The organism is Stenotrophomonas sp. GD04145 (assembly GCF_029835135.1).
GTDB lineage: Bacteria > Pseudomonadota > Gammaproteobacteria > Xanthomonadales > Xanthomonadaceae > Stenotrophomonas > Stenotrophomonas maltophilia_P.
In genome coordinates this window covers 74,031-93,398 of record NZ_JAODZG010000010.1, presented here as the reverse complement: position 1 = coordinate 93,398, position 19,368 = coordinate 74,031, and the positions used below count along the sequence as shown (strand labels likewise).

Sequence of the window (19,368 nt, the reverse complement as noted above, 5' to 3'; positions counted from 1 at the left end):
GCCCGGATGCAACCGGGCCGGCGCCGGCGCCGAAAGCGCGTGCGGACCGCAGGCCACATGCAGCCATCAACGATGGCGCGTTTCCAGCACCCGCCGGGCGTCGTCAAGCGACAGGCCGCGTGCGCGCAGCAGCACCAGCAGGTGATACAGCAGGTCCGAAGCCTCGCCCAGCAGCGCCGCGTCATCCTGTGCGACTGCGGCCAGAGCGGTCTCCACGCCTTCCTCGCCCACCTTCTGCGCGATGCGGCGGATGCCGTCCTCGAACAGGCGGGTGGTGTAACTGCCAGGCGGACGCTGCGCTTCACGCATGGCCACCAGTTGCCCCAGCCCGCCCAGGAAATCCTTCGGCGCCTGGTCGAAACAGCTCTCCGCACCGGTGTGGCAGGTCGGTCCTGCCGGACGGGCCAGCACCAGCAGCGTATCGGCATCGCAGTCCACGCTGATGGACTGCACCGCCAGCACGTTGCCGGACTGCTCGCCCTTGGTCCACAGCCGCTGCCTGCTGCGGCTATAGAAGGTCATGTGCCCGACGGCAAGCGTCGCCGCCAGCGACTCCGCGCTGACGTAACCCAGCATCAGCACCTGCAGGGTGTCGGCGTCCTGCACCACCGCAGGCAGCAGGCCGTCCCCCTTGCTCCAGTCCAGCCCCTGCAGGGCCTGCAGTGACGGTCGCACCTCAATAGACATCCCGTACCTCGATCTGCTGTTCGCGCAGGTAGCGCTTCAGGTCTGCAATGGCGATGGCGCCGCTGTGGAACACGCTGGCGGCCAGCGCACCATCCACGTCGGCGCGGTCGAAGGCCTCGGCGAAATGCTCCATCGTGCCCGCACCGCCGGACGCGATCAGCGGCACCTGGCACAACGCACGCGCCTGCTGCAGCTGGGCCACATCGTAGCCGCGGCGCACGCCATCGCTGTCCATGCAGTTCAGCACGATCTCGCCTGCGCCGCGGCGCTGTGCCTCGACGATCCAATCCAGCGTCCGTATGGGTACCGCCCGGGTCTTGTCCGGGTCGCCGCTGAAGCGGCGCACCCGCCATTCGCCATCGGCCTCGCGCACCGAGTCGACGCCGACCACCACGCACTGCACGCCGAACTCGGCAGCCAGCTCGTCGATCAGTGCGGGACGGCCCAGTGCCGGTGAATTGATCGAGATCTTGTCGGCACCGGCAAACAGCACCCGCCGTGCGGTTTCCACGCTGTCGATGCCACCGGCTACGCAGAACGGGATATCGATCAGCCGTGCGATGCGCTCGACCCAGGCCACATCGACCGAACGCGCCTCGGGGCTGGCGCCGATGTCGTAGAACACCAGCTCATCGGCCCCCTGGTCGCGGTAACGCTGCGCCAGCTCGGCGATATCCCCCATGTCCACGTGGTCGCGGAAGCGCACCCCCTTGACCACCCGTCCTTCGCGCACGTCCAGGCAGGGAATGATGCGGCGGCTCAGCATGCCAGCGCCTCCGCCAGGTCCATGCGCTGTTCCAGCAGCGCCTTGCCAAGGATGGCGCCGCCACAGCCGGCAGCACGCGCATCGGCCACGTCGGCCACATCGCGGATGCCACCGGACGCCTGCACCTGCACGCCTGGCAGCAGCGCCACCAGGTGCTGGTACAGGCCGATGTTCGGCCCGGCCAGCATGCCGTCACGGGCGATATCGGTACACAACAGGTGGCGCATGCCCGCGCGTGCATACCGCAGGGCAAGGTCATCCAGGGTCACGCCCGCATTCTCGGTCCAGCCATGCACCGGCAGCTGCCACTGGCCCTGAGGGTCCTGGCGTGCATCCAGCGCGATGGTGATGTGATCGGCACCGAACGCCTGCAGCCAGCCGACCACTTCATCGGGCCTGCGCACTGCCAGCGACCCTACCACCACCCGGCTCGCGCCCGCATCGAGAATGCGCGCCACATCATCACGCCCACGCACACCGCCGCCGGTCTGCACCTGCAACGTCGTCTGCGTGCGAACCGCTGCCAGCAGCGGGGCCAGCGTGTAGCCACCGGCACGCGCTGCGTCCAGATCGACCAGGTGCATCCAACGCGCGCCCTGCGCGGCGAATGCCTGCGCGCGCGGCAGGGGATCGTCGCCGTAGTGCGTTTCCTGCGCGTAATCGCCCTGCCGCAGCCGCACCACACGGCCTTCGCGGATATCCAGTGCGGGGTAGACGGTGAAACTCATGCAGCGGTGCCCTCGAGGAAGTTGCGCAACATCAGCGATCCGGTGTCGCCGGAGCGTTCGGGATGGAACTGCGCACCGAAGTAGCGCCCCTGCTCCACCACGGCAGTGAACAGGCCGCCGTGATCGCAGGCGGCCACCGTGTGGCTGTTCAATGGCGCCGCATAGCTGTGCACGAAGTAGGCGCTTGCGCGATCAGGCACATCGCGCAGCAGCAGCGAGGACCGCAGTGGCAGCAGGCGGTTCCATCCCATGTGCGGCACGCGGATGCCGCACGCCGGCACCAGCTTGCGCACCACCCCGGGAATCAGGCCGAGCGCTTCCACACCGGCTTCTTCCGAGCGCTCGAACAGCAGCTGCATGCCCAGGCAGATGCCCATCAACGGCACCTCGATCCGTCGCAAGGGCTCCACCAGTCCCTGCGCATGCAGGCGCTGCATGCCCGGCCCTGCCGCACCGACGCCGGGCAGGATCACCCGCCGTGCGCCCGCCAGCCCCTCTGCGTCGCGTACCAGGCGCACACTGGCACCCAGCCGTTCCAGCGCATAGCGTACGGAACCCAGATTGGCGCCACCGGCATCGATCAGCGCGACTTCGCTCACAGGGCCCCCTTGGTCGAGGGCAGCGCCGTGCCCCGGCGCGCCAGTGCCGGGCGCAGCGCGCGGGCCAGCGCCTTGAAACAGGCCTCCACCTTGTGGTGGTCATTGTCACCGCGCACCTGCAGATTGAGGTTCAATCCACCTGCATCGCACAGCGAGCGGAAGAAATGCGGCACCAGTTCGGTCGGCATGTCGCCAACGCGCTCACGCTTGAACTCGCCCTCGAAGACGAAATAGGGCCGGCCACTGAAGTCCAGCGCTGCGCTGGCCAGGGTCTCGTCCATCGGCAGGGTGAACCCGTAGCGGCCGATGCCGCGCTTGTCACCCAAGGCTTCGCGCAGCGCCTGGCCCAGCGCCAGCCCGGTGTCCTCGATGGTGTGATGCTCGTCGATGTGCAGGTCGCCCTCGGCGCGGATGTCCAGCGCAAAACCACCGTGCTTGCCGATCTGTTCCAGCATGTGATCGAAGAACGGCAACCCGGTGCGGATGTTGGCGTCACCGGCGCGATCCAGATCCAGCTCGACGCGGATCTTCGTTTCCTTCGTGTTGCGCTGGACCACGGCCGTGCGCGGCGCATCGGCCAGCGCGTGGGCGATGCCCGGCCAGTCCCAGTCACCGCCGAACTGCTCCGTGCGCAACTGGAAGCCACGGATGTTGAGGTTGTCGGCGAACTGCAGGTCGGTGATGCGGTCGCCGACCATCGCCGAGCGTGCCCAGTCGATGCTGCGGTCCTGCAGGTAGGCCGTCATCAGGCCGATGCCGGGCTTGCGGGTCGGGGCATTGTCCTGCGGCCAGCTGCAGTCGATCAGCACGTCACGAAACACGATGCCCTGGCTTTCGAAGATCTGCAGCATCAGATCGTTCGGTCCGTCGAAGCTGGCGCGCGGATAGCCCTCGCTGCCGAGGCCATCCTGGTTGGTGACGATGACGAACTGGTAGCCGGCATCACGCAGCTTCAGCAGTGCCGGAATCACCTGCGGCACGAAGCGCAGCTTCTCGTAGGCGTCGATCTGGAAGTCGGAAGGTTCCTCGATGAGGGTACCGTCGCGGTCGATGAACAGGATCGGGGTCATGCAACGGCCCTCCGGGCCGACAGGGCCGCAAGCACGCGGTCATTCTCTTCGGGGCTGCCGATGCTGATCCGCAGCGCATCGTCCAGCTGCGGGGCTGCACGCTGGTCGCGCACCACCACGCCGGCCGCCAGCAACGCATCGAACGCGCCCTGGGCATCGGCAAAGCGCACCAGCAGGTAGTTGCCTGCGGACGCATGGACCTGGCGTACGCCAGGCAGGCCCTGCAGCGCAGTACGCAGGCGCTCGCGTTCGGTGATCACGGTGGCCACGCGCTCGCGTGTGCGTGCCAGCGCTCCCGGCTGCAGCGCCTGCACCGCCAGTTCCGCGCACGGCGTCGGTACCGGATACGGTGCCTGGCAGCGACGCAGCACCGCGATCAGTTCCGCTGCGGCGATCAACGTTCCGATCCGTGCGGCCGCCAGCGCATGGGCCTTTGACAGCGTACGCAGCACTGCCACATTGGCGTGCGTGGCAAGCAGGGAGGTCGCCGAAGGCCGCTGCGCGTACTCGACATAGGCTTCATCGACCACGACCAGCGCCCGACCGCGCAAGGCTTCGGCCACACGCTCGATGTCGGTCAGGGCGATATCGCTGCCGGCCGGGTTGGAGGGCGCACACAGAAACACCAGCTTCGCATTGCGCGCTCTGGCCGATTCGATCACCGCATCCAGGTCGGCGTGCAGGCCGTCGGCGGCATCGACCAGAGGCACCTCGATCAGAGGCGCGCCCTGCAGCCGTGCACAGACCGCATACATGCCGAACACCGGCGGCGTGACCAGCACACCATCGCGCCCCGGCACGCACAGCGCACGCACCAGCAGGTCGATGGCTTCATCGCTGCCACGCCCGACCAGCACCTGTTGCGGCTGCACGCCGTACAGCGAAGCCAGTCCATCGCGCAACGCCTGTGGCTGGGGCTCTGGATAGCGCCGGCTGCGGCCCTCGGCGTCCGCGGGGTTGGCCCAGGCCGATTCGTTGGCGTTCAGCCAGACATCGCCCTGCACTGCCGCACTGCGCGCCGAGCTGTAACCTGCAAAGGCCTGCAGGTCGGTGCGCACCAGCGCCAGTACCTCGTCGATCCCGGCATTCATGCAGCCACCTCCATGCGCAGGGCAACGGCGCGCTCGTGCGCGTCCAGCCCTTCGGCGCTGGCAAGGGTGCGCGCGCAGCCACCGATCGCCGCCAACCCGGCGGCGCTGGCACTCTGCACGCTGATGAAGTTCTGGAAGCTGGCCACGCTGACACCACTGTACGCACGTGCGGCGCCTGCGGTGGGCAGCACATGGTTGGTACCACTGCAGTAGTCGCCCAATGCCTCGGGGGTGTAATCACCCAGGAACACCGAGCCTGCGGCCTGCACCCGATCAAGCCAGCCGCGTGGTTCGCGCAGGGCCAGGATCAGGTGCTCAGGGGCGTAGCGGTTGCTGATCGCGAAGGCATCGGCCAGCGTGTCGACCAGGATCAGGCGCGACGCCGAAAGCGCCTGGCGGGCGATATCCTGCCGCGGCAGCAGCGCGACTTGGCGTTCCACTTCGGACTCGACCGCGGCCAGCATCGCGGCATCATCGGTCAGCAGCAGCACCTGCGAATCGGGGCCGTGTTCGGCCTGCGACAGCAGATCGGCAGCCACAAACGCCGGATTGGCACCGGCATCGGCAATCACCAGAACTTCCGACGGCCCTGCAGGCATGTCGATCGCCGCTGCACCGTTCTGCGCGACCTGCTGCTTGGCTTCGGTGACGAAGCTGTTGCCGGGCCCGAACAGTTTGTCGCAGGCCGGAACGCTGGCGGTGCCATAGGCCATCGCAGCGATCGCCTGCGCGCCGCCCAGCTTGAAAACGCGTTGCACGCCGGTCAGCCGGGCAGCCACCAGCACCGCCGGATCGGCGCTGCCGTCGGCGCGCGGTGGTGTGCACAGCACCACCTGCGGGCACCCGGCCAGCTGCGCCGGCACGCCCAGCATCAACGCCGTGGACGGCAACGGTGCGCTGCCGGCCGGCACATACAGGCCGACCCGGCCGATCGGCCGCAGCATGCGTTCACAGACCACGCCCGGCGCGGTCTCCACCGCATAGCCCTGGCCCATGCCTGCGCTGTGGAAGCGCGCGATGCGCCCGGCCGCTTCCACCATGGCCTGGCGCAGATCGCCTGGCACCGCCGCTTCGGCAGTCGCGAATTCGGCGTCAGACACTTCAAAAGACGGCAGTTGCACACCGTCAAAGCGTGCGGTGATCACACGCAGCGCCTCGTCGCCCTGCGCGCGCACCTGCGCGATCAGGGTCGCGACCGCATCGCGCGTCTGCTGGGCCACGGCCTGCACCGGGCGGGTCAGTGCCGCGCTGCGCGCAGCCTCATCAAGTTGCGACCAGATCAGACGATTCATGCCAGCGACCGCTCCACGCTCAACACCATCAGGCCCTGCGCGCCCGCACGCTCAAGCTCTTCCATGCGCTGCCAGCTCAGTGGTCCGGGGCACATGGTCTGCAGCCGCAGCGTGCCGCCGTCAGCCGGCAGGCGCTCCAGCGGCCCGGCATCGGCCAGCAGCTGGGCCAGGGCATCAACACGGTCTTCGCTGGCGCGGAACATCAGCAGCTTGCGGTCCTGCTTCTGTACCACGCCATCGAGGCGGCGCAGCAGCATGGCGCGCAGGCCCGCTCGAGCGTCATCGGGCACGCGCACCGCACCGGCCAGCACCGCCTCGCTGTCCAGCAGGTTGTGCACCGGCACAAGCTGGTTGGCACGCAGGGTGGCACCGCTCGACACCAGATCGCAGATCAGGTCGGCCGTGCCCAGCCGTGGGGCGATCTCAACCGAACCGGACAGCTCCACCACCTGCGCGTCCACGCCCTGCTCAACCAGCCATGCCTTGAGGATGGCGGGATAGCTGGTGGCGATCCGCATGCCGGCCAGCTGTGCCGGCCCCTGCCATTGCCAGTCCTCCGGCACCGCCAGCATCAGCCGGCACTGGCCGAAACCCAGCCCCCGCAGGGCCTGATAGGCATCCGGCAGGCCGATCTGGCGACGCGCGGCGGCCTGCTCGTCCAGTTCGTTACGACCGACGATGCCCAGGTCGCAGACACCGTCGGCAATCAGGCCAGGAATGTCGTCGTCGCGCACCAGCAGCAGGTCCACCGGCAACGATTCTCCGTAGCAGAACAGCTTGTCACGGCTTTCGCGCCAGCTCAGGCCGCAGGCACTGAGCAGGTTGCGGGCGGGCTCGGCAAGCCGCCCGCTCTTCTGGATGGCGATACGCAGCCGGTCTCGTGCCGGGGCTGCCTGGGTTGCACTCATGGGAAGGTCTCGAAGTTCGGTACGGGGCGCGGATCAGCGCGAGGCCAGACGGTCGATGGCAGCGGCATAGCCTCGATGGCCATGCTCGAGCGAGCGCGCCACCCGCCCGGTGGTGGTCACGCTGACCCCGGTGCGTTCGTGGATCTCGCGGTACGGCACCCCCTGCTGCAGGAGCGGCACCACTTTCCAGCGGTCGGCCATGGCCTCCAGCTCGGCCGGAGTACACAGGTCACGCAGGAAAGCCATGACCTGCTCCGGCTCACGCAGGGCCGCGAACGCCTGGGCCAGGGCTTCCAGATCGGCCTGGGGGTCTTTGGCGGCGATGTCGGGGCGGGCTTTCACGGGGCGGTTCTCTTGCATCAATGTAATAGCGCGCTAGTACATTAGCGCATTCTTGCGCAGTGCGTCAAACCACCCCATCGCCTCCACCCGAGCATTCAGGTTCCGGAAACGAAAAACGCCCGCCAGAGGCGGGCGTCATCCAGGTCAGCGCCGCCCCACCGGGAGAGCGGCGGCACGGCAATGTCAGTTCACACCATCACCTTCGACTGTTCCAGTTCCACCTGCAGGGTGCTGGCCAGCTCCTCGCGGGATACCTCGAACTGCTGCTCGCGGAGCAGATCCTTCACCGCCACCACCCCGCGCGCCAGTTCGTCCTCGCCGACGAGCGCCACGAAGCGGATGCCCGCCTTGGCCGCGTACTGGAACTGCTTGCCGATCTTCTTCGGCTCCATCTGCACTTCGGTGTTGATGCCACCGGCCCGCAGGCGGCGGGCGATATCCAGTGACTGCGCCATGCCCTGCTCGTCCATCAGCGCCACCAGCGCCTGCACGCTGCTGGCCTCGATCCCGTCGATCAGGCCCGCCTCACGCAGCTGCCAGAACAGGCGCGACAGGCCGATCGAAATGCCGACGCCGGGCAGCTTCGACTTGCTGTAGTGGCTGGCCAGGTCTTCATAGCGGCCGCCGGAGCAGATCGAACCGATCTGCGGGTGGTCGGTCAGCGTGGTCTCATAGACGGTGCCGGTGTAGTAATCCAGGCCACGGGCGATGGAGAAGTTGAGGCAGTAGGCACTCTCCGGCACACCCAGCGCCTGCACCAGCTGCAGCACTTCGCGCAGCTCTGCCACGCCGGCACGCAGCGTTTCCGAGGACCCCGCAGCGTCCTCCAGCGCCGAAAGCTGGGCCAGCGCATCGGCATGCCCCTGCGAACGCACGGCCACGAATGCCAGGATCTTCTCGACCTGTCCGGCCGGAATGCCGAACCCGTCGCCCACCAGCGTCTCGCGCACGTAGTCGGCGCCCCGCTTGTCCAGCTTGTCCACTTCACGCAGCACCGCCAGCTGGCGCTCGCCCTCGGCCACGCCCAGGCTTTCGAAGAAGCCACGCATCAGCTTGCGGTTGTTCAACTGGATGCTGAAGTCTCCGATGCGCAGCTCCGAGAACACCGCGTGGATCACCGCCAGCACTTCGGCGTCGTACCGCACGCTCAGGCTGTCCTTGCCGATCACGTCGATGTCGCACTGGTAGAACTCGCGGAAACGGCCGCGCTGGGCACGCTCACCACGGTACACCCGCTGCATCTGATAGCGCCGGAACGGGAATGTCAGTTCGTGCTCATGCTCAGCCACATAGCGCGCCAGCGGCACGGTCAGGTCGAAGCGCAGGGCCATTTCCGGAAGCGAGCGGTCACCCGACTCGGCGGCATTGGCCAGCGCACCGGTGGACTGCACGAAGTACACCTGGCGCTCGGTCTCGCCACCGGACTTGGTCAGCAGCACATCGGACAGCTCGAACACCGGCGTCTCCACCGGCAGGAACCCGAAGCGCTCGTAGTTGCGGCGGATGACGTCCAGCATGCGCTGGAACGCAATCTGCTCGCGCGGCAGCAGCTCAAGGGTGCCGGGCGGGGTACGGGGCTTGATCACGGGAGCAACTCCTGCTGGAACGGGACGTGGGAGGGGGCGACATTCTAGCGCCCTGGAGCGCGCGGCCGCCTGACGCAGGGTCGAACAGCCGCTTGAAGTATCATAAGGCCCTCCCCGCCCGCGATACGCCCACGCACCATGTCCCGGCCTTCCGGCGCCCCGTCCGCCAACAACGACACCGCCGGGCAGTTCTGCTCCACGCTGGACTGCCTGCACTGCTCGGTCCGCCACCTGGCGGTGTGTTCGGCGCTGTCTCCTGATGAAGTGCAGGCACTTGAACAGGTGACCGTCTCGCAGGCGGTGACGATGGGCAGCACCCTCGCCCGCACCGGCGAAGAGCGCCAGCATGTCTATACATTGACCGCCGGCGCACTGCGCCTGGTGCGGACGCTGGCCGACGGCCGCCGCCAGATCAATGGCTTCGTGCTGCCGGGCGACTACCTGGGCCTGAGCGGCAGCGACCATCACCGCTACGACATCGAGGCGATCGCTGACAGCCGGGTCTGCCGCGTCGCGCTGCCGCAGATGAAGGCGCTGCGCGGGCGTTATCCGCACCTGGAGCGCAAGCTGCTGCAACGCGCCTGCCAGGAGCTGGACGCTGCGCAGGATGCGGCCCTCGCCCTGGCGCGGCTGCAGCCTGCGGAAAAGCTGGCTGACTTCCTGCTGCGCCTGGCCGCGCGCGAGGCGCGACTGGGCGGCGACGGCCTGCGCGTCTCGCTGCCGATGGGGCGCGGCGACATCGCCGACCACCTCGGCCTGACCATGGAGACGGTCAGCCGCACTTTCACCAAGCTGCGTCAGCAGGCGCTGATCGCGCTGCCGCACCTGAACGTCGTGGAGATCCTCGACGAGGACGGGCTGCGCCAGCTGGCGGGCGACGTCCAGGGTTGAGCGTCGCGCCACGACCTGCGCCCGGTGGTACCGGGCGCCCCACCCTGCTCCTTGCTTCAGACGACGCCGGGCCATGCCCGGCACCTGTCCGTCAGCGCAGCAGCACCTCGCGCAGCGCCGCATAGTCGGCAGCCAGCGGTTCCGCATGCGCGGGACGCTGCAGCAGCGCCGCCAGCGCCGGAGGCACCGGCACTGCTTCGCCGATCAATGGCTCCACTACCGCCTCGAACTTGGCCGGGTGCGCGGTTGCCACCACCGCCCAGTCGCCCTTCGCCCCGCCCGCGCGGAGGTCCTGCAGCACCTTCACTGCCGTCGCGGTATGCGGGCAGAACAGCTCGCCCCCGCTGGCGTGCGCACTGGCGATGGTGGCGCGGATGGTCACATCATCCACCGCGAAAGCACGGAAGGCTGCGCGCAGTTCGGCATCGTCGCCGTCGTACAGCCAGCGCAGGCGCTCGAAGTTGCTCGGCGCGCCCACATCCATCGCATTGGCAACCGTGGCGACACTGGCCTGTGGCTGATACGCGCCGCCCTCGAAGTACTTCGGCAGCACATCATTGGCATTGGTGGCCAGCACGATCTGTCCGATGGGAACCCCCAGCGTGCGTGCCAGCACCGCAGCCATCGCGTTGCCCAGGTTGCCGGTCGGCACCACCAGATTGAGCCGGCGCCGATGCTGCCCATGATGGACGAGTGCCGCATGCGCGTAGTAGCTCATCTGTGGCAGAAGACGCCCCAGGCTGATGCTGTTGGCCGAACTCAGCGGCACGTCCACCTGCAACGCCCGATCGGCCAGCGCCTGCTTGACCATGGCCTGGCAGTCGTCGAACGAACCCGCCACGCGCAGCGCCTGGATGTTGTCGCCGAAGCAGCCGAGCTGGTGCGCCTGGCGCGGCGATACCCGGCCATCCGGATACAGCACCACCACGCGCACGCCCGGTTGGCGATGGAAGGCCGCCGCCACGGCGGCACCGGTATCACCGGACGTGGCAACGACGATCGTCAGGTCGCGTCCCTTGCCCGCCTGCAGCCTCGACAGCGCGCCTGCCAGGAAACGTGCACCGATGTCCTTGAAGGCCGCAGTGGGACCATGGAACAGCTCGAGGACGTAGTCGCCACCGCCAAGCGGACGCAACGGCACCGGAAAATCGAACGCCTCACGGCAGATCGAAGGCAGCGCCTCCTGCAGCGCGTCGCCGTCGAAGAAGGGTGCCAGCAGATCGGCGGCGGTTTCGGCGAGGGTCTCGCCCTGCTGCACATGATGCGGCGCAGGCAAGGCGTTGGGCACATATAGCCCCCCATCGGGGGCGAGGCCGGCGGCGATGGCGGCACTCAGGCCGACGGCCGGCGACTGGCCGCGGGTGGAAACGAATTGCATGGGATCGGTATCCAATGAGAGGAAAGAAGTCAGCACAGTCGTGCTCCCGCCGCGTCCAACGGCGAGACCCAGGCGTCACTGTCGAAGCCGGCAGCCGCAAATGCCGCCCGAACCTGCCCTGCGGCAGCCTGCGCCTGCATCGCGTCCTCGAACCAGGCAAACACACTGGGACCGGCACCGGATATACCCGCGCCCATCGCGCCCGCCGACAGCGCGGCGTCACGCGCTGCCTCGAATCCCGCGATCAGGCCGGCACGTCGTGGCTCGATCAGCACATCGCGCAAGCCTGCGCGCACCAGCGTGGCATCGCCGCGATGGCAGCCGCTGAGGACCAGGGCCAGATTCGCGCTCTGGGCGACAAACTCGCGCAGCTCATAACTGCCCTGCAGCGCCTGCCGTGCCCTGCGCGTTTCCAGCACGGCATGCGGATGCACCAGCAGGCTGTGCCAGCACGCAGGCACCGGCACGGACACCACCCTGTCGGCGGTGCACAGCGCCAGCCCGCCCGCCAGCAAGGGACCGACATTGTCCCCATGACGACCGCCGCTGGCCACCGCTTCGCCGTCGAGCGCGTGCGGATACAGCGCGGCGCGTGGCAGCGGCGCATCCAGCAGCGCGTTGGCTGCAACCAGTGCCGCGACGCAGGATGCTGCTGAGCCACCCATGCCGGAGCCGAACGGAATGCCCTTGTCGATCTCCAGCTCGAACCCGTAGCCCAGGCCCAGGCCCTCGCGCAGTGACAGCAGTGCCGCGCCAGCCGTGTTGCCCGCTGCCTCCAGTGGAAGCTCGACCGCACTGCCACGGATCGCCGCGATACGCACCACAGGCTCATCGATGCGGCGCACGCTGACCGTGTCGCCGATACCGGCGATGGCATGGCCCAGAATGTCGAACCCCACTGCCACATTGGCCACTGATGCCGGTGCGAATGCACGTGCGATCACAGGCGCGCCCCTTCACCGGCCGCCACCCGCAGCAGGTCGGCAAACACGCCTGCAGCCGTGACCTCCGGTCCCGCGCCGGGCCCCTGCACCACCAGCGGATTGTCACAGTAGCGGCGGGTGCGGAACTGCACCACGTTGTCGGTCAGGCGCAGGTTGGCGAACGCGTGTGCCGCCGGCAGCTCGTGCAGACCCACCGACGCGCCGTCCGCGTCAAGCCTGGCCACATAGCGCAGCACTGCGCCGCGCTCGCGCGCGTCCTGCAGGCGTTGCTGCAGTGATGCATCAGACTCGCCCAGGCGGGCCATGAAGTCCTCGACGCTGCCTTCGCGAAGCAGCGCCGGCACCAGGCTTTCCACCTGCACCTGTTCAAGACTGAGTGCGTGGCCGGCCTCGCGCGCCAGGATCACCAGCTTGCGCGCGACATCCACGCCCGACAGGTCATCGCGGGGATCCGGCTCGGTGTAGCCCATCGAACGCGCCTGCGCCACCAGCGAGGAGAACGGCTGGCTGCCGTCGAAGCGGTTGAACAGCCAGGCCAGCGTGCCCGAGAAAATGCCTTCGATGGCCAGCACCTCGTCGCCGGTATCGACCAGATCGCGCAGCGTGGTGATCACCGGCAGGCCGGCGCCCACGGTCGCCTCATAGCGGAAGCGCGCGCCGCTGGCAGCCGCCGCCGCACGGATCCGCTGGTAGCGCGACAGCGGGCCGGCGCCTGCCTGTTTGTTCGGGGTGACCACATGGATGCCCGCGGCCAGCCAATCGGCATAGCGCTCGGCGACCTCGCTGCTGCCACTGCAGTCGATCACCACCGCATGCGGCAGGTGCGCGGCCAGCAGATGCTCGGTGAAGCGGTCGAGATCGCTGGCCTCACCGCCCGCCTGCAGCGCCTGCCGCCAGTCGGCATGCAGACCATCGGCCTCCAGCCGCATCCGCGAACGCGATGCCAGTGCACGCAGGCGCAGATCGACATTGGCCTTGGCCAGCAGCTGCGGGCGCGCCGCCAGCAACTGATCCAGCAGCGCGGCACCGACGTTGCCTGGCCCGATCACGCCCACCGCGAACGTCTGCGGCGACAACCAGAATCCGGCGTGGGCGGCGCGCAGCGCGCGCGTCGCGTCAGCGCTATCCACGGCCACCGAGATGTTGCGCTCGGAGGAACCCTGGGCGATCGCCAGGATATTGACCTGCGCCCGGCCGAGCGCCTCGAACAGGCGCGCAGCCACACCGGGCTGGCCCGCCATGCCATCGCCCACCGCCGCCAGCACGCTGACCCCTTCGTGGACCTGCACGCGCTGCACCTGGCCGACCGACAGTTCGTGGGCAAAGGCCTGCAGCAACGCTCCGCGGCCACGGCCCGCTTCGGCAGCCCGCACCACGCAGCAGATCGAGTGCTCCGAAGAACCCTGCGAGATCATCACCACCGACACCTGCGCCTGGCGCAACGCTGCGAATACGCGCTCGGCGGTGCCAGGCACGCCGATCAGGCCGGTCCCCTCGAGATTCAGCAGGGCCAGGTCGGGACTCAGCGTGAGCCCCTTCACCGGTCCGCGGGGCGAGCGCTCGGCGCTGATGCGCGTACCCGGATGGGCCGGCTGGAAGGTGTTGCGGATGAAGATCGGCAGCCCCAGCCGGATCGCGGGCGACATCGTCTGCGGGTGCACCACTTTCGCGCCGAAGTACGCCAGCTCACAGGCTTCGTCGTAGCTCAGCGACTCGAGCTGCACCGCCTCCGGCACAAGTCGCGGGTCGGCCGACAGCACACCATCGACATCGGTCCAGATGTGCAGCTCGTCGGCATTGAACAGCGCGGCGAAGATCGCGCCGGAGTAGTCACTGCCGTTGCGGCCAAGCGTGGTGATGCGGTCGTTGCGGTCCCGGGCGACGAACCCGGTGGCGACCACGCGCGTCTGCGGATGCTGCAGGCGCCATTTCGCCAGACGGTCGGCGCTGGCTTCCCAGTCCACATCCACGCCCAGCTCGCCGTGGCCGACCACGAGCACGTCGCGTGCATCAAGGACGGCGCAGTCCTCGCCGCATGCGCGCAGGTACGTACCGAGCAGCTGCGCGGAGAACACCTCGCCCAGGCCCTGCACGCGGTCGAGCACTTCACGCGGCAGCTCGCCGATCACGGTCAGCGCGGCCAGTACTTCGGACAGCTGCTCGAAACGCGCATCGATCCACTCCACGGTGTCGCCCACCTGTTCGCCGAGCAGGGCCACCGCGGCCCCACGATGGCGGGCACGCAACGCATGCCAGGCCTCGCGCCACCCCTCGTCTCCCCGCGCCGCCAGCTGGGCCAGTTCAATCAACGCATCGGTGACGCCCTTCATGGCCGAGACAACGGTGACCTGCTGCGATTCGGGGCGGGCCCGCAGCAGGCTGCCGACATGGCGGTAGCGCTCGGCGTCGGCCACCGAAGTGCCGCCGAACTTGTGCACGACCGTGGACGGCGCGGCCAGCTCGGCCGGGGCAACAGGAGGGGGGAGAACGTGGGAAGACATGCAGACCTCGGCAGGAGGCCCCGTCGCATGCAGGTGTCGAGTTTCCCCGCCACCTGGATGGTGCGGGGCCGTGGTTTTCGGGAGTTACACGAAGACGACGGGCCGCACCAGGGCAGTGGTGACGGTGGTGGTGGTAATGGTGGTGATGGCGGCCGGTGCAGTCGGACGGCCCGCGGTAGCGGGTGCAATCAGACTGACGGTGGCGGCATCAAGGACCATGACGGACAGAAAACACTGTTCAGCCCGCTGCTGTCAAGTGCTGCAGCGCAAAAACTCCCTGCGCCGATCATCTGCCAACGTGCCGTCATTTGGTTGCAACTGAGACAAAGCAGCGATCGTCGACTCTGAGATGGCCATTCAGCCGGCATGTTCGGCGATCGCGCGTGGCGCGCGGTGAGCGTGCGCGCACAGCATCACTCCCGCCACCAGGAACACGATCGCCAATGCCTCCAGCACGGTTGGCCAGCGCTGCTGCCAGGCAAATGCGTACAGCAGCGCGAACAGGGTTTCGAACACGATCATCTGCCCGGTCAGGGTCAGCGGCAGCAGACGGCTGGCACGGTTCCAGAATGCGTTGCCCACGATCGACGCCACGACCGCGACACCTGCGCTGATGGCCCAGAATGCGCCCCATTGTGCGGCCGTATGGCTGTCGGCGGACCCGGCGAAGGCCATCGGTACCAGCAGCAGGGACAACCCGCCGGTGGTGACACCCGTCAGCAACGACCAGTCATGGCTGGACAGATCCGGGCGCCGCGCCAGCCAGCGGCTGTTGCCGATCGAGTACAACGCCCACGAGAACAGTGCACCGAAGGCACACAGCAGGCCGATCAGGCGCTGCCGCCAGGGCGTCGCCAGGTGTTCGGACATCAGCGCCTCCCACCCCACCAGGGTCACGCCAAGCACGCACAGCGCCAGAGCCGGCAACAGCTGCTTCAGGGGAACCGCCCCCTGCTCGCGCACGCCCACCAGGGTCACCACGACCGGAATCAGGCCGACGATCAGCGAGGCCGCAGCGCCACCGGCCCACTGCACGGCCGTGGCCAGCAGCAGGAAGTACACCAGGTTGCCCGCCAGGCTCAGCCACAGCAGGCCGTACCATTCTGCGCGCCCCAGCCTCGGCGCCAGCCGCCTCCAGCGCGGCAGCAGCAGGATCACGGCGATGAGGCCATAGACCAGATAACGGCCGGCAGACAGCTGCAGGGCGTTGAACGTGTGCAGCACGGCAGGCGCCAGGAACACCACGCCCCACAGCGCGCCCGCGGCTACGCCGTTGGCGATGCCCAGGACCATCGGATTGTTGCGCATTGCGGATTCTTCGGGGGAGAAGAGGCCGCGCAGTGTAGCCGCCCACCGGACGACCTCTCTTGACCCAGGCTATTGCTGTCCCGGCAGAGCCGGACGCACCCGGCGGCGTTCCCGCAGCGCCATGGATCAGAGGCTGCCCCGCCGCCAGGCCGCAGGGGTTACGCCGCTCTCCCGGCGCAGCGCTCGGGTCAATGCGCTCTGTTCGGAATACCCCGCGGCCAGCGCAATCTCGCTGATCGGCAGCGCACTGGTCCGCAGCTGGTGCTTGGCCCAGCGCAGGCGGCAGGCACTGACCCAGGCCTGCGGACTCAAGCCGAATTCGCGCTGGAACAACGCATGCAGCCGGCTTTCGCTGACGCCGACGAATGCCGCCATGCGCGCGACCGGCCAGGGCTGCCCCGGGTCGGCCTGTACCGCCGTGCACAGCCCCTGCATGCGCGCGCCACTGCCTGCCGGTGCAAACACCCTCAGCAATGCAGGCAGCAGCAACGGCAGCGGCTGCCCCTGCCGCACCTCGGCCAGCCCCTGGCGCAGGGCCAGCGGCAGATGCAGCCACCGCTGCCTGCACAGGTGCTCCTGCGTGTCGTCGTCCAGAACATCCGGACCGCAATCAACGATCACGAAACCGTTCGGACCCTCCGCCATCTGGTCATGCGCCTCGCCGGCGGCCACGAATGCGCCCTGCAGAAGGTCCAGCCGGCCGCCCCGCCCTTCCAGCTCGAACTGCAGCTCGCCCTGCAGTGGCAGCACCCATTGCGCGTAGTCGTGGCGATCCAGGCCGGTGGCCTGGCCATAGTGCCGGAGGTGGAAAATGGCGCCCATTCGGCAAGTCTGCGCGCCTGACACCGGCGGTGCAATTGACTGCTATAGTCGGGCCGTCTATCCAGCAAGGAGTGCAGGTCATGGCATATCGACAGGTTTCCCTGGCTCTGGCCGCGAGCATCGGCCTGTCCCTTTCCGTCACCGCCAGCGGGCAGGAACGCCGGGCGCCGGCACCGCACTGCCTCGACGCCGTGGGCGTGCAGGAGGTGGAGCAGGCCTCGCCGCGCTCGATCGCCGTCCGTGCCGCTTCCGGCCAGGCCTATCGGATCGACTTCAGCGAAGACTGCCGGAACGTGCGTGCGGCCACCTCCCTGAAGCTGGAAGCGCCGGCAGGCTGGGCCTGCGGCCGCCCCAGCGAACGCGTTGTCGTGGACGGGCACAGCTGCGCGGTCAGCGCGGTCAGTCCAGTGCAGAACCGCGACTACGCCACTGTCGCCCGTGACAGTGACCGCCTGAGCACCGCGACCCTGCCTGCGGTGACCATCAGCGAGCGGCGCGAGCAGCGCCGCAGCTTCGGCGGATCGCCCGCCTACTGTTTTGCAACCCGCAACGTTCGTGCCTGGTCCTCCGATCAGCAGGGGCTGCTGGTGGAGACCAATCCACGCCGCAATGGCGGCCACCGCTACTACCGCGTCGAACTGGGCGGCAGTTGCCGCCAGCTGGACCGCGCGCCTCAGGTCAGCTTCCAGTCCGGGCTGCAGAACGGCCTGATCTGCGGCAATCCCGGCGATCGCATCCTCAGTGCCGAGTTCGAGCCCGGCGACGAGCGCGGCCTGGGGCCGCTGCCGCTGTACACCCGCGGCAGCTGCCAGATCCAGGCGGTCTACCCGGCCGCGACCCAGGCGTCGAACTAGCTCCCGACGCCGAGGAAGGTGAACGGTGCGCTGGGAACGAAATGCTCCAGCGCATCGCCGGAGAAGGTGTTGCGCTGGTCCTTGCCCAGGTCCAGCTTGAGCACCTTGCCACCGAAGTCGATCCTGTTGAGGTCCACCCAGAACGTATTCGGCGTCATCGCGGACTCGAAGAAGTACAGGCGTCGCTTGTGGTCGGCCACGGTGCGCCAGCGCGTGGATGAGATGTTGGGCTCGCCCGGCGTGGTGATTCCGTACGGCACCGAGACATTGCGGATCACACTGAATACACTGGCCAGTGCCACCACGGGGTCTTCCGCCTTGGGAATCGCATTGATGTAGAACGACGCGCGTGCAAAACGGTCGGCCGATCGGTTGGTGCCCGGCAGCATCACCGTACCGCCGATCTGCTGCCAGTAGCTGTTGAGCGCAAGCTGATGCTCGAAGATGGGCGAATTCGTCATCACCTGGTAGCGGCGATCATGATGGATGACCTGACGGCCACCGATGTATTCCACGATCGCGCTGTCGCCGCTGGCATCGGACAGAGAGAGATGCAGGGTCGCCTGCCGGTCCTCGCCGGGCACCTTGTCGGTGACGATGGAGTACGGCTCACGCTGCAGCGCCGCCACGGCCTCTGCAACCGTCGCGAAATTATCCAGCACGTACTGCGCCCACAATGAAATGGCCAGGCCGGGCTTGCTGCCGCGCTGCTGCGGATACTCCGATTCCACCAGCCATAGCAGATTGGCGACCAGCCCCTTCTCGTTCATGCCATCGGTGGTCGACACGTCGTAGCCGGTGGCCACCACGCTGCCGTACCGTGCAGTCCATGCCAACGACTTCGGCCCGGCCTCGCCGGTCCGTGCAATTCCGCGCGGCAACACGTACAGGTTGGTCGCCACATCGACCTTCCAGTCCATCGACCGCGCCGTGATCACATCGCCGTTGTCACCCAGATAGACCGCACGTGTGCAGGCCAAGGCAGGCATTGCAGCGCCTGCCAGGGCCGCCACCAGCAGCGCGGCCCCTGTGTGCTTCATCCGTACCATGCTGCCCCCCTCCATGCCCTGGAGATCCAATCTCAGCGCATGCAGGGTGAGACAGCGGTGAAGCCCGGCGCCCCTGCCGCGACTCAGCCGGCGTGGAGCGCCGGCTGCACGATGTCGGTGAGCAGGTCCACCGCCGTCGGCGCCGCGCGGTCGCCCTGCAGCGCACGGCTGAATCCGGCCCAGTCGCCCACCGTGAGTCCATGCAGCATGGACGCCTCCACCTGCAGGACACGCATCGCCCAATAGGGAAACTGGCGCTGGCCAAGCCTGCTGCGCGCCAGCTCGACGATGTCGACATGGCTGCCGGCCTGCAGGATGCGCTCATAAACCGAATCAATGCCATCCGGCGGCCCTTCGATGTACTGCAGGAAGCGCCCGCCATCATGCAGCAGCACCCCGGTCACGCCAGCCAGCTTGTTGAAACGGGCGGCGTCGTCCACCAGCGCCTTCAGGCGATCTGCGGAAAGATCCGGCAGCGCCTGGCTGACGTAGGCGATGGCTCGCAATGGCATAGCGCTTCCCTGGCAAGATGTGCAGCCACGGTAGCAGTTG

Annotated in this window: 19 protein-coding genes; 2 read left to right on the top strand and 17 right to left on the bottom strand. The window is 68.2% G+C overall.

Annotated elements, in window-relative coordinates:
• Positions 1-66: 66 nt before the first annotated feature.
• The 10 genes from hisIE to hisS form a co-directional block, all read right to left on the bottom strand.
• Positions 67-687, bottom strand: a complete 621-nt coding sequence (hisIE, locus tag N7367_RS08055) for a bifunctional phosphoribosyl-AMP cyclohydrolase/phosphoribosyl-ATP diphosphatase HisIE (RefSeq protein ID WP_279942147.1) — start codon at positions 685-687, stop codon at positions 67-69.
• Positions 677-1,453 (bottom strand): imidazole glycerol phosphate synthase subunit HisF, encoded by a 777-nt coding sequence (gene hisF / locus N7367_RS08050; protein WP_053516721.1) that lies wholly within the window; start codon positions 1,451-1,453, stop codon positions 677-679. Before hisF ends, hisIE begins: the two co-directional genes overlap by 11 nt.
• Positions 1,447-2,181, bottom strand: a complete 735-nt coding sequence (hisA, locus tag N7367_RS08045; protein ID WP_279942145.1) for a 1-(5-phosphoribosyl)-5-[(5-phosphoribosylamino)methylideneamino]imidazole-4-carboxamide isomerase — start codon at positions 2,179-2,181, stop codon at positions 1,447-1,449. Before hisA ends, hisF begins: the two co-directional genes overlap by 7 nt.
• Positions 2,178-2,780, bottom strand: coding sequence for an imidazole glycerol phosphate synthase subunit HisH (gene hisH / locus N7367_RS08040; protein ID WP_053516724.1), 603 nt, complete (start codon positions 2,778-2,780; stop codon positions 2,178-2,180). The genes hisA and hisH overlap by 4 nt, the downstream gene beginning before the upstream one ends.
• Complete coding sequence (hisB, locus tag N7367_RS08035) at positions 2,777-3,850, bottom strand: bifunctional histidinol-phosphatase/imidazoleglycerol-phosphate dehydratase HisB (protein ID WP_279942144.1); 1,074 nt, start codon at positions 3,848-3,850, stop codon at positions 2,777-2,779. Before hisB ends, hisH begins: the two co-directional genes overlap by 4 nt.
• A complete protein-coding gene (gene hisC, locus N7367_RS08030; protein ID WP_279942143.1) occupies positions 3,847-4,941 on the bottom strand; it encodes a histidinol-phosphate transaminase in 1,095 nt (364 codons plus the stop codon). The genes hisB and hisC overlap by 4 nt, the downstream gene beginning before the upstream one ends.
• Positions 4,938-6,233: a histidinol dehydrogenase gene (gene hisD / locus N7367_RS08025; RefSeq protein WP_193396316.1), complete on the bottom strand. Its 1,296-nt coding sequence runs from the start codon at positions 6,231-6,233 to the stop codon at positions 4,938-4,940. The genes hisC and hisD overlap by 4 nt, the downstream gene beginning before the upstream one ends.
• Positions 6,230-7,141: an ATP phosphoribosyltransferase gene (gene hisG, locus N7367_RS08020; protein WP_053516728.1), complete on the bottom strand. Its 912-nt coding sequence runs from the start codon at positions 7,139-7,141 to the stop codon at positions 6,230-6,232. Before hisG ends, hisD begins: the two co-directional genes overlap by 4 nt.
• A 33-nt stretch (positions 7,142-7,174) precedes the next feature.
• Positions 7,175-7,501, bottom strand: a complete 327-nt coding sequence (locus tag N7367_RS08015) for a YerC/YecD family TrpR-related protein (RefSeq protein ID WP_241685960.1) — start codon at positions 7,499-7,501, stop codon at positions 7,175-7,177.
• Positions 7,502-7,671: 170 nt separating this feature from the next.
• Positions 7,672-9,069 (bottom strand): histidine--tRNA ligase, encoded by a 1,398-nt coding sequence (hisS, locus tag N7367_RS08010; RefSeq protein WP_279942142.1) that lies wholly within the window; start codon positions 9,067-9,069, stop codon positions 7,672-7,674.
• Between the two features lie 138 nt (positions 9,070-9,207).
• Here hisS and N7367_RS08005 point away from each other — a divergent pair, with 138 nt between their 5' ends.
• On the top strand, positions 9,208-9,960 hold the full coding sequence (locus tag N7367_RS08005; protein WP_279942141.1) for a helix-turn-helix domain-containing protein: 753 nt from the start codon (positions 9,208-9,210) through the stop codon (positions 9,958-9,960).
• Positions 9,961-10,051: 91 nt separating this feature from the next.
• Here the strand turns inward: N7367_RS08005 and thrC are convergent, their stop codons facing one another.
• The 5 genes from thrC to N7367_RS07980 all read right to left on the bottom strand — a co-directional run bounded on the left by thrC (position 10,052) and on the right by N7367_RS07980 (position 16,913).
• Positions 10,052-11,338 (bottom strand): threonine synthase, encoded by a 1,287-nt coding sequence (thrC, locus tag N7367_RS08000; protein WP_279942140.1) that lies wholly within the window; start codon positions 11,336-11,338, stop codon positions 10,052-10,054.
• Positions 11,339-11,367: 29 nt separating this feature from the next.
• Positions 11,368-12,282: a homoserine kinase gene (locus N7367_RS07995; protein ID WP_279942139.1), complete on the bottom strand. Its 915-nt coding sequence runs from the start codon at positions 12,280-12,282 to the stop codon at positions 11,368-11,370.
• Complete coding sequence (gene thrA / locus N7367_RS07990) at positions 12,279-14,783, bottom strand: bifunctional aspartate kinase/homoserine dehydrogenase I (protein WP_279942137.1); 2,505 nt, start codon at positions 14,781-14,783, stop codon at positions 12,279-12,281. The genes N7367_RS07995 and thrA overlap by 4 nt, the downstream gene beginning before the upstream one ends.
• Before the next feature lie 357 nt (positions 14,784-15,140).
• The gene (locus N7367_RS07985; protein ID WP_164152311.1) at positions 15,141-16,091 is read right to left on the bottom strand and encodes a DMT family transporter; all 951 of its coding nucleotides are present in this window, start codon (positions 16,089-16,091) and stop codon (positions 15,141-15,143) included.
• Between the two features lie 126 nt (positions 16,092-16,217).
• On the bottom strand, positions 16,218-16,913 hold the full coding sequence (locus N7367_RS07980) for an AraC family transcriptional regulator (protein ID WP_053516737.1): 696 nt from the start codon (positions 16,911-16,913) through the stop codon (positions 16,218-16,220).
• Between the two features lie 80 nt (positions 16,914-16,993).
• Here N7367_RS07980 and N7367_RS07975 point away from each other — a divergent pair, with 80 nt between their 5' ends.
• On the top strand, positions 16,994-17,767 hold the full coding sequence (locus N7367_RS07975) for a DUF6491 family protein (protein WP_279942136.1): 774 nt from the start codon (positions 16,994-16,996) through the stop codon (positions 17,765-17,767).
• Here N7367_RS07975 and N7367_RS07970 read toward each other — a convergent pair.
• Positions 17,764-18,816: a linear amide C-N hydrolase gene (locus N7367_RS07970; protein WP_053516740.1), complete on the bottom strand. Its 1,053-nt coding sequence runs from the start codon at positions 18,814-18,816 to the stop codon at positions 17,764-17,766. The genes N7367_RS07975 and N7367_RS07970 overlap by 4 nt on opposite strands.
• Positions 18,817-18,899: 83 nt before the next feature.
• Positions 18,900-19,328: a BLUF domain-containing protein gene (locus N7367_RS07965; protein ID WP_279942135.1), complete on the bottom strand. Its 429-nt coding sequence runs from the start codon at positions 19,326-19,328 to the stop codon at positions 18,900-18,902.
• Between the last annotated feature and the right edge of the window lie 40 nt (positions 19,329-19,368).

Bases quoted from the DNA above. Each gene is read 5' to 3' on its own strand.
- hisIE (WP_279942147.1), bottom strand. From the start codon at position 687: ATGTCTATTGAGGTGCGACCGTCACTGCAGGCCCTGCAGGGGCTGGAC.
- hisF (WP_053516721.1), bottom strand. From the start codon at position 1,453: ATGCTGAGCCGCCGCATCATTCCCTGCCTGGACGTGCGCGAAGGACGG.
- hisA (WP_279942145.1), bottom strand. From the start codon at position 2,181: ATGAGTTTCACCGTCTACCCCGCACTGGATATCCGCGAAGGCCGTGTG.
- hisB (WP_279942144.1), bottom strand. From the start codon at position 3,850: ATGACCCCGATCCTGTTCATCGACCGCGACGGTACCCTCATCGAGGAA.
- hisC (WP_279942143.1), bottom strand. From the start codon at position 4,941: ATGAATGCCGGGATCGACGAGGTACTGGCGCTGGTGCGCACCGACCTG.
- hisD (WP_193396316.1), bottom strand. From the start codon at position 6,233: ATGAATCGTCTGATCTGGTCGCAACTTGATGAGGCTGCGCGCAGCGCG.
- hisG (WP_053516728.1), bottom strand. From the start codon at position 7,141: ATGAGTGCAACCCAGGCAGCCCCGGCACGAGACCGGCTGCGTATCGCC.
- N7367_RS08015 (WP_241685960.1), bottom strand. From the start codon at position 7,501: ATGCAAGAGAACCGCCCCGTGAAAGCCCGCCCCGACATCGCCGCCAAA.
- N7367_RS08005 (WP_279942141.1), top strand. From the start codon at position 9,208: ATGTCCCGGCCTTCCGGCGCCCCGTCCGCCAACAACGACACCGCCGGG.
- thrC (WP_279942140.1), bottom strand. From the start codon at position 11,338: ATGCAATTCGTTTCCACCCGCGGCCAGTCGCCGGCCGTCGGCCTGAGT.
- thrA (WP_279942137.1), bottom strand. From the start codon at position 14,783: ATGTCTTCCCACGTTCTCCCCCCTCCTGTTGCCCCGGCCGAGCTGGCC.
- N7367_RS07985 (WP_164152311.1), bottom strand. From the start codon at position 16,091: ATGCGCAACAATCCGATGGTCCTGGGCATCGCCAACGGCGTAGCCGCG.
- N7367_RS07980 (WP_053516737.1), bottom strand. From the start codon at position 16,913: ATGGGCGCCATTTTCCACCTCCGGCACTATGGCCAGGCCACCGGCCTG.
- N7367_RS07975 (WP_279942136.1), top strand. From the start codon at position 16,994: ATGGCATATCGACAGGTTTCCCTGGCTCTGGCCGCGAGCATCGGCCTG.
- N7367_RS07970 (WP_053516740.1), bottom strand. From the start codon at position 18,816: ATGGTACGGATGAAGCACACAGGGGCCGCGCTGCTGGTGGCGGCCCTG.
- N7367_RS07965 (WP_279942135.1), bottom strand. From the start codon at position 19,328: ATGCCATTGCGAGCCATCGCCTACGTCAGCCAGGCGCTGCCGGATCTT.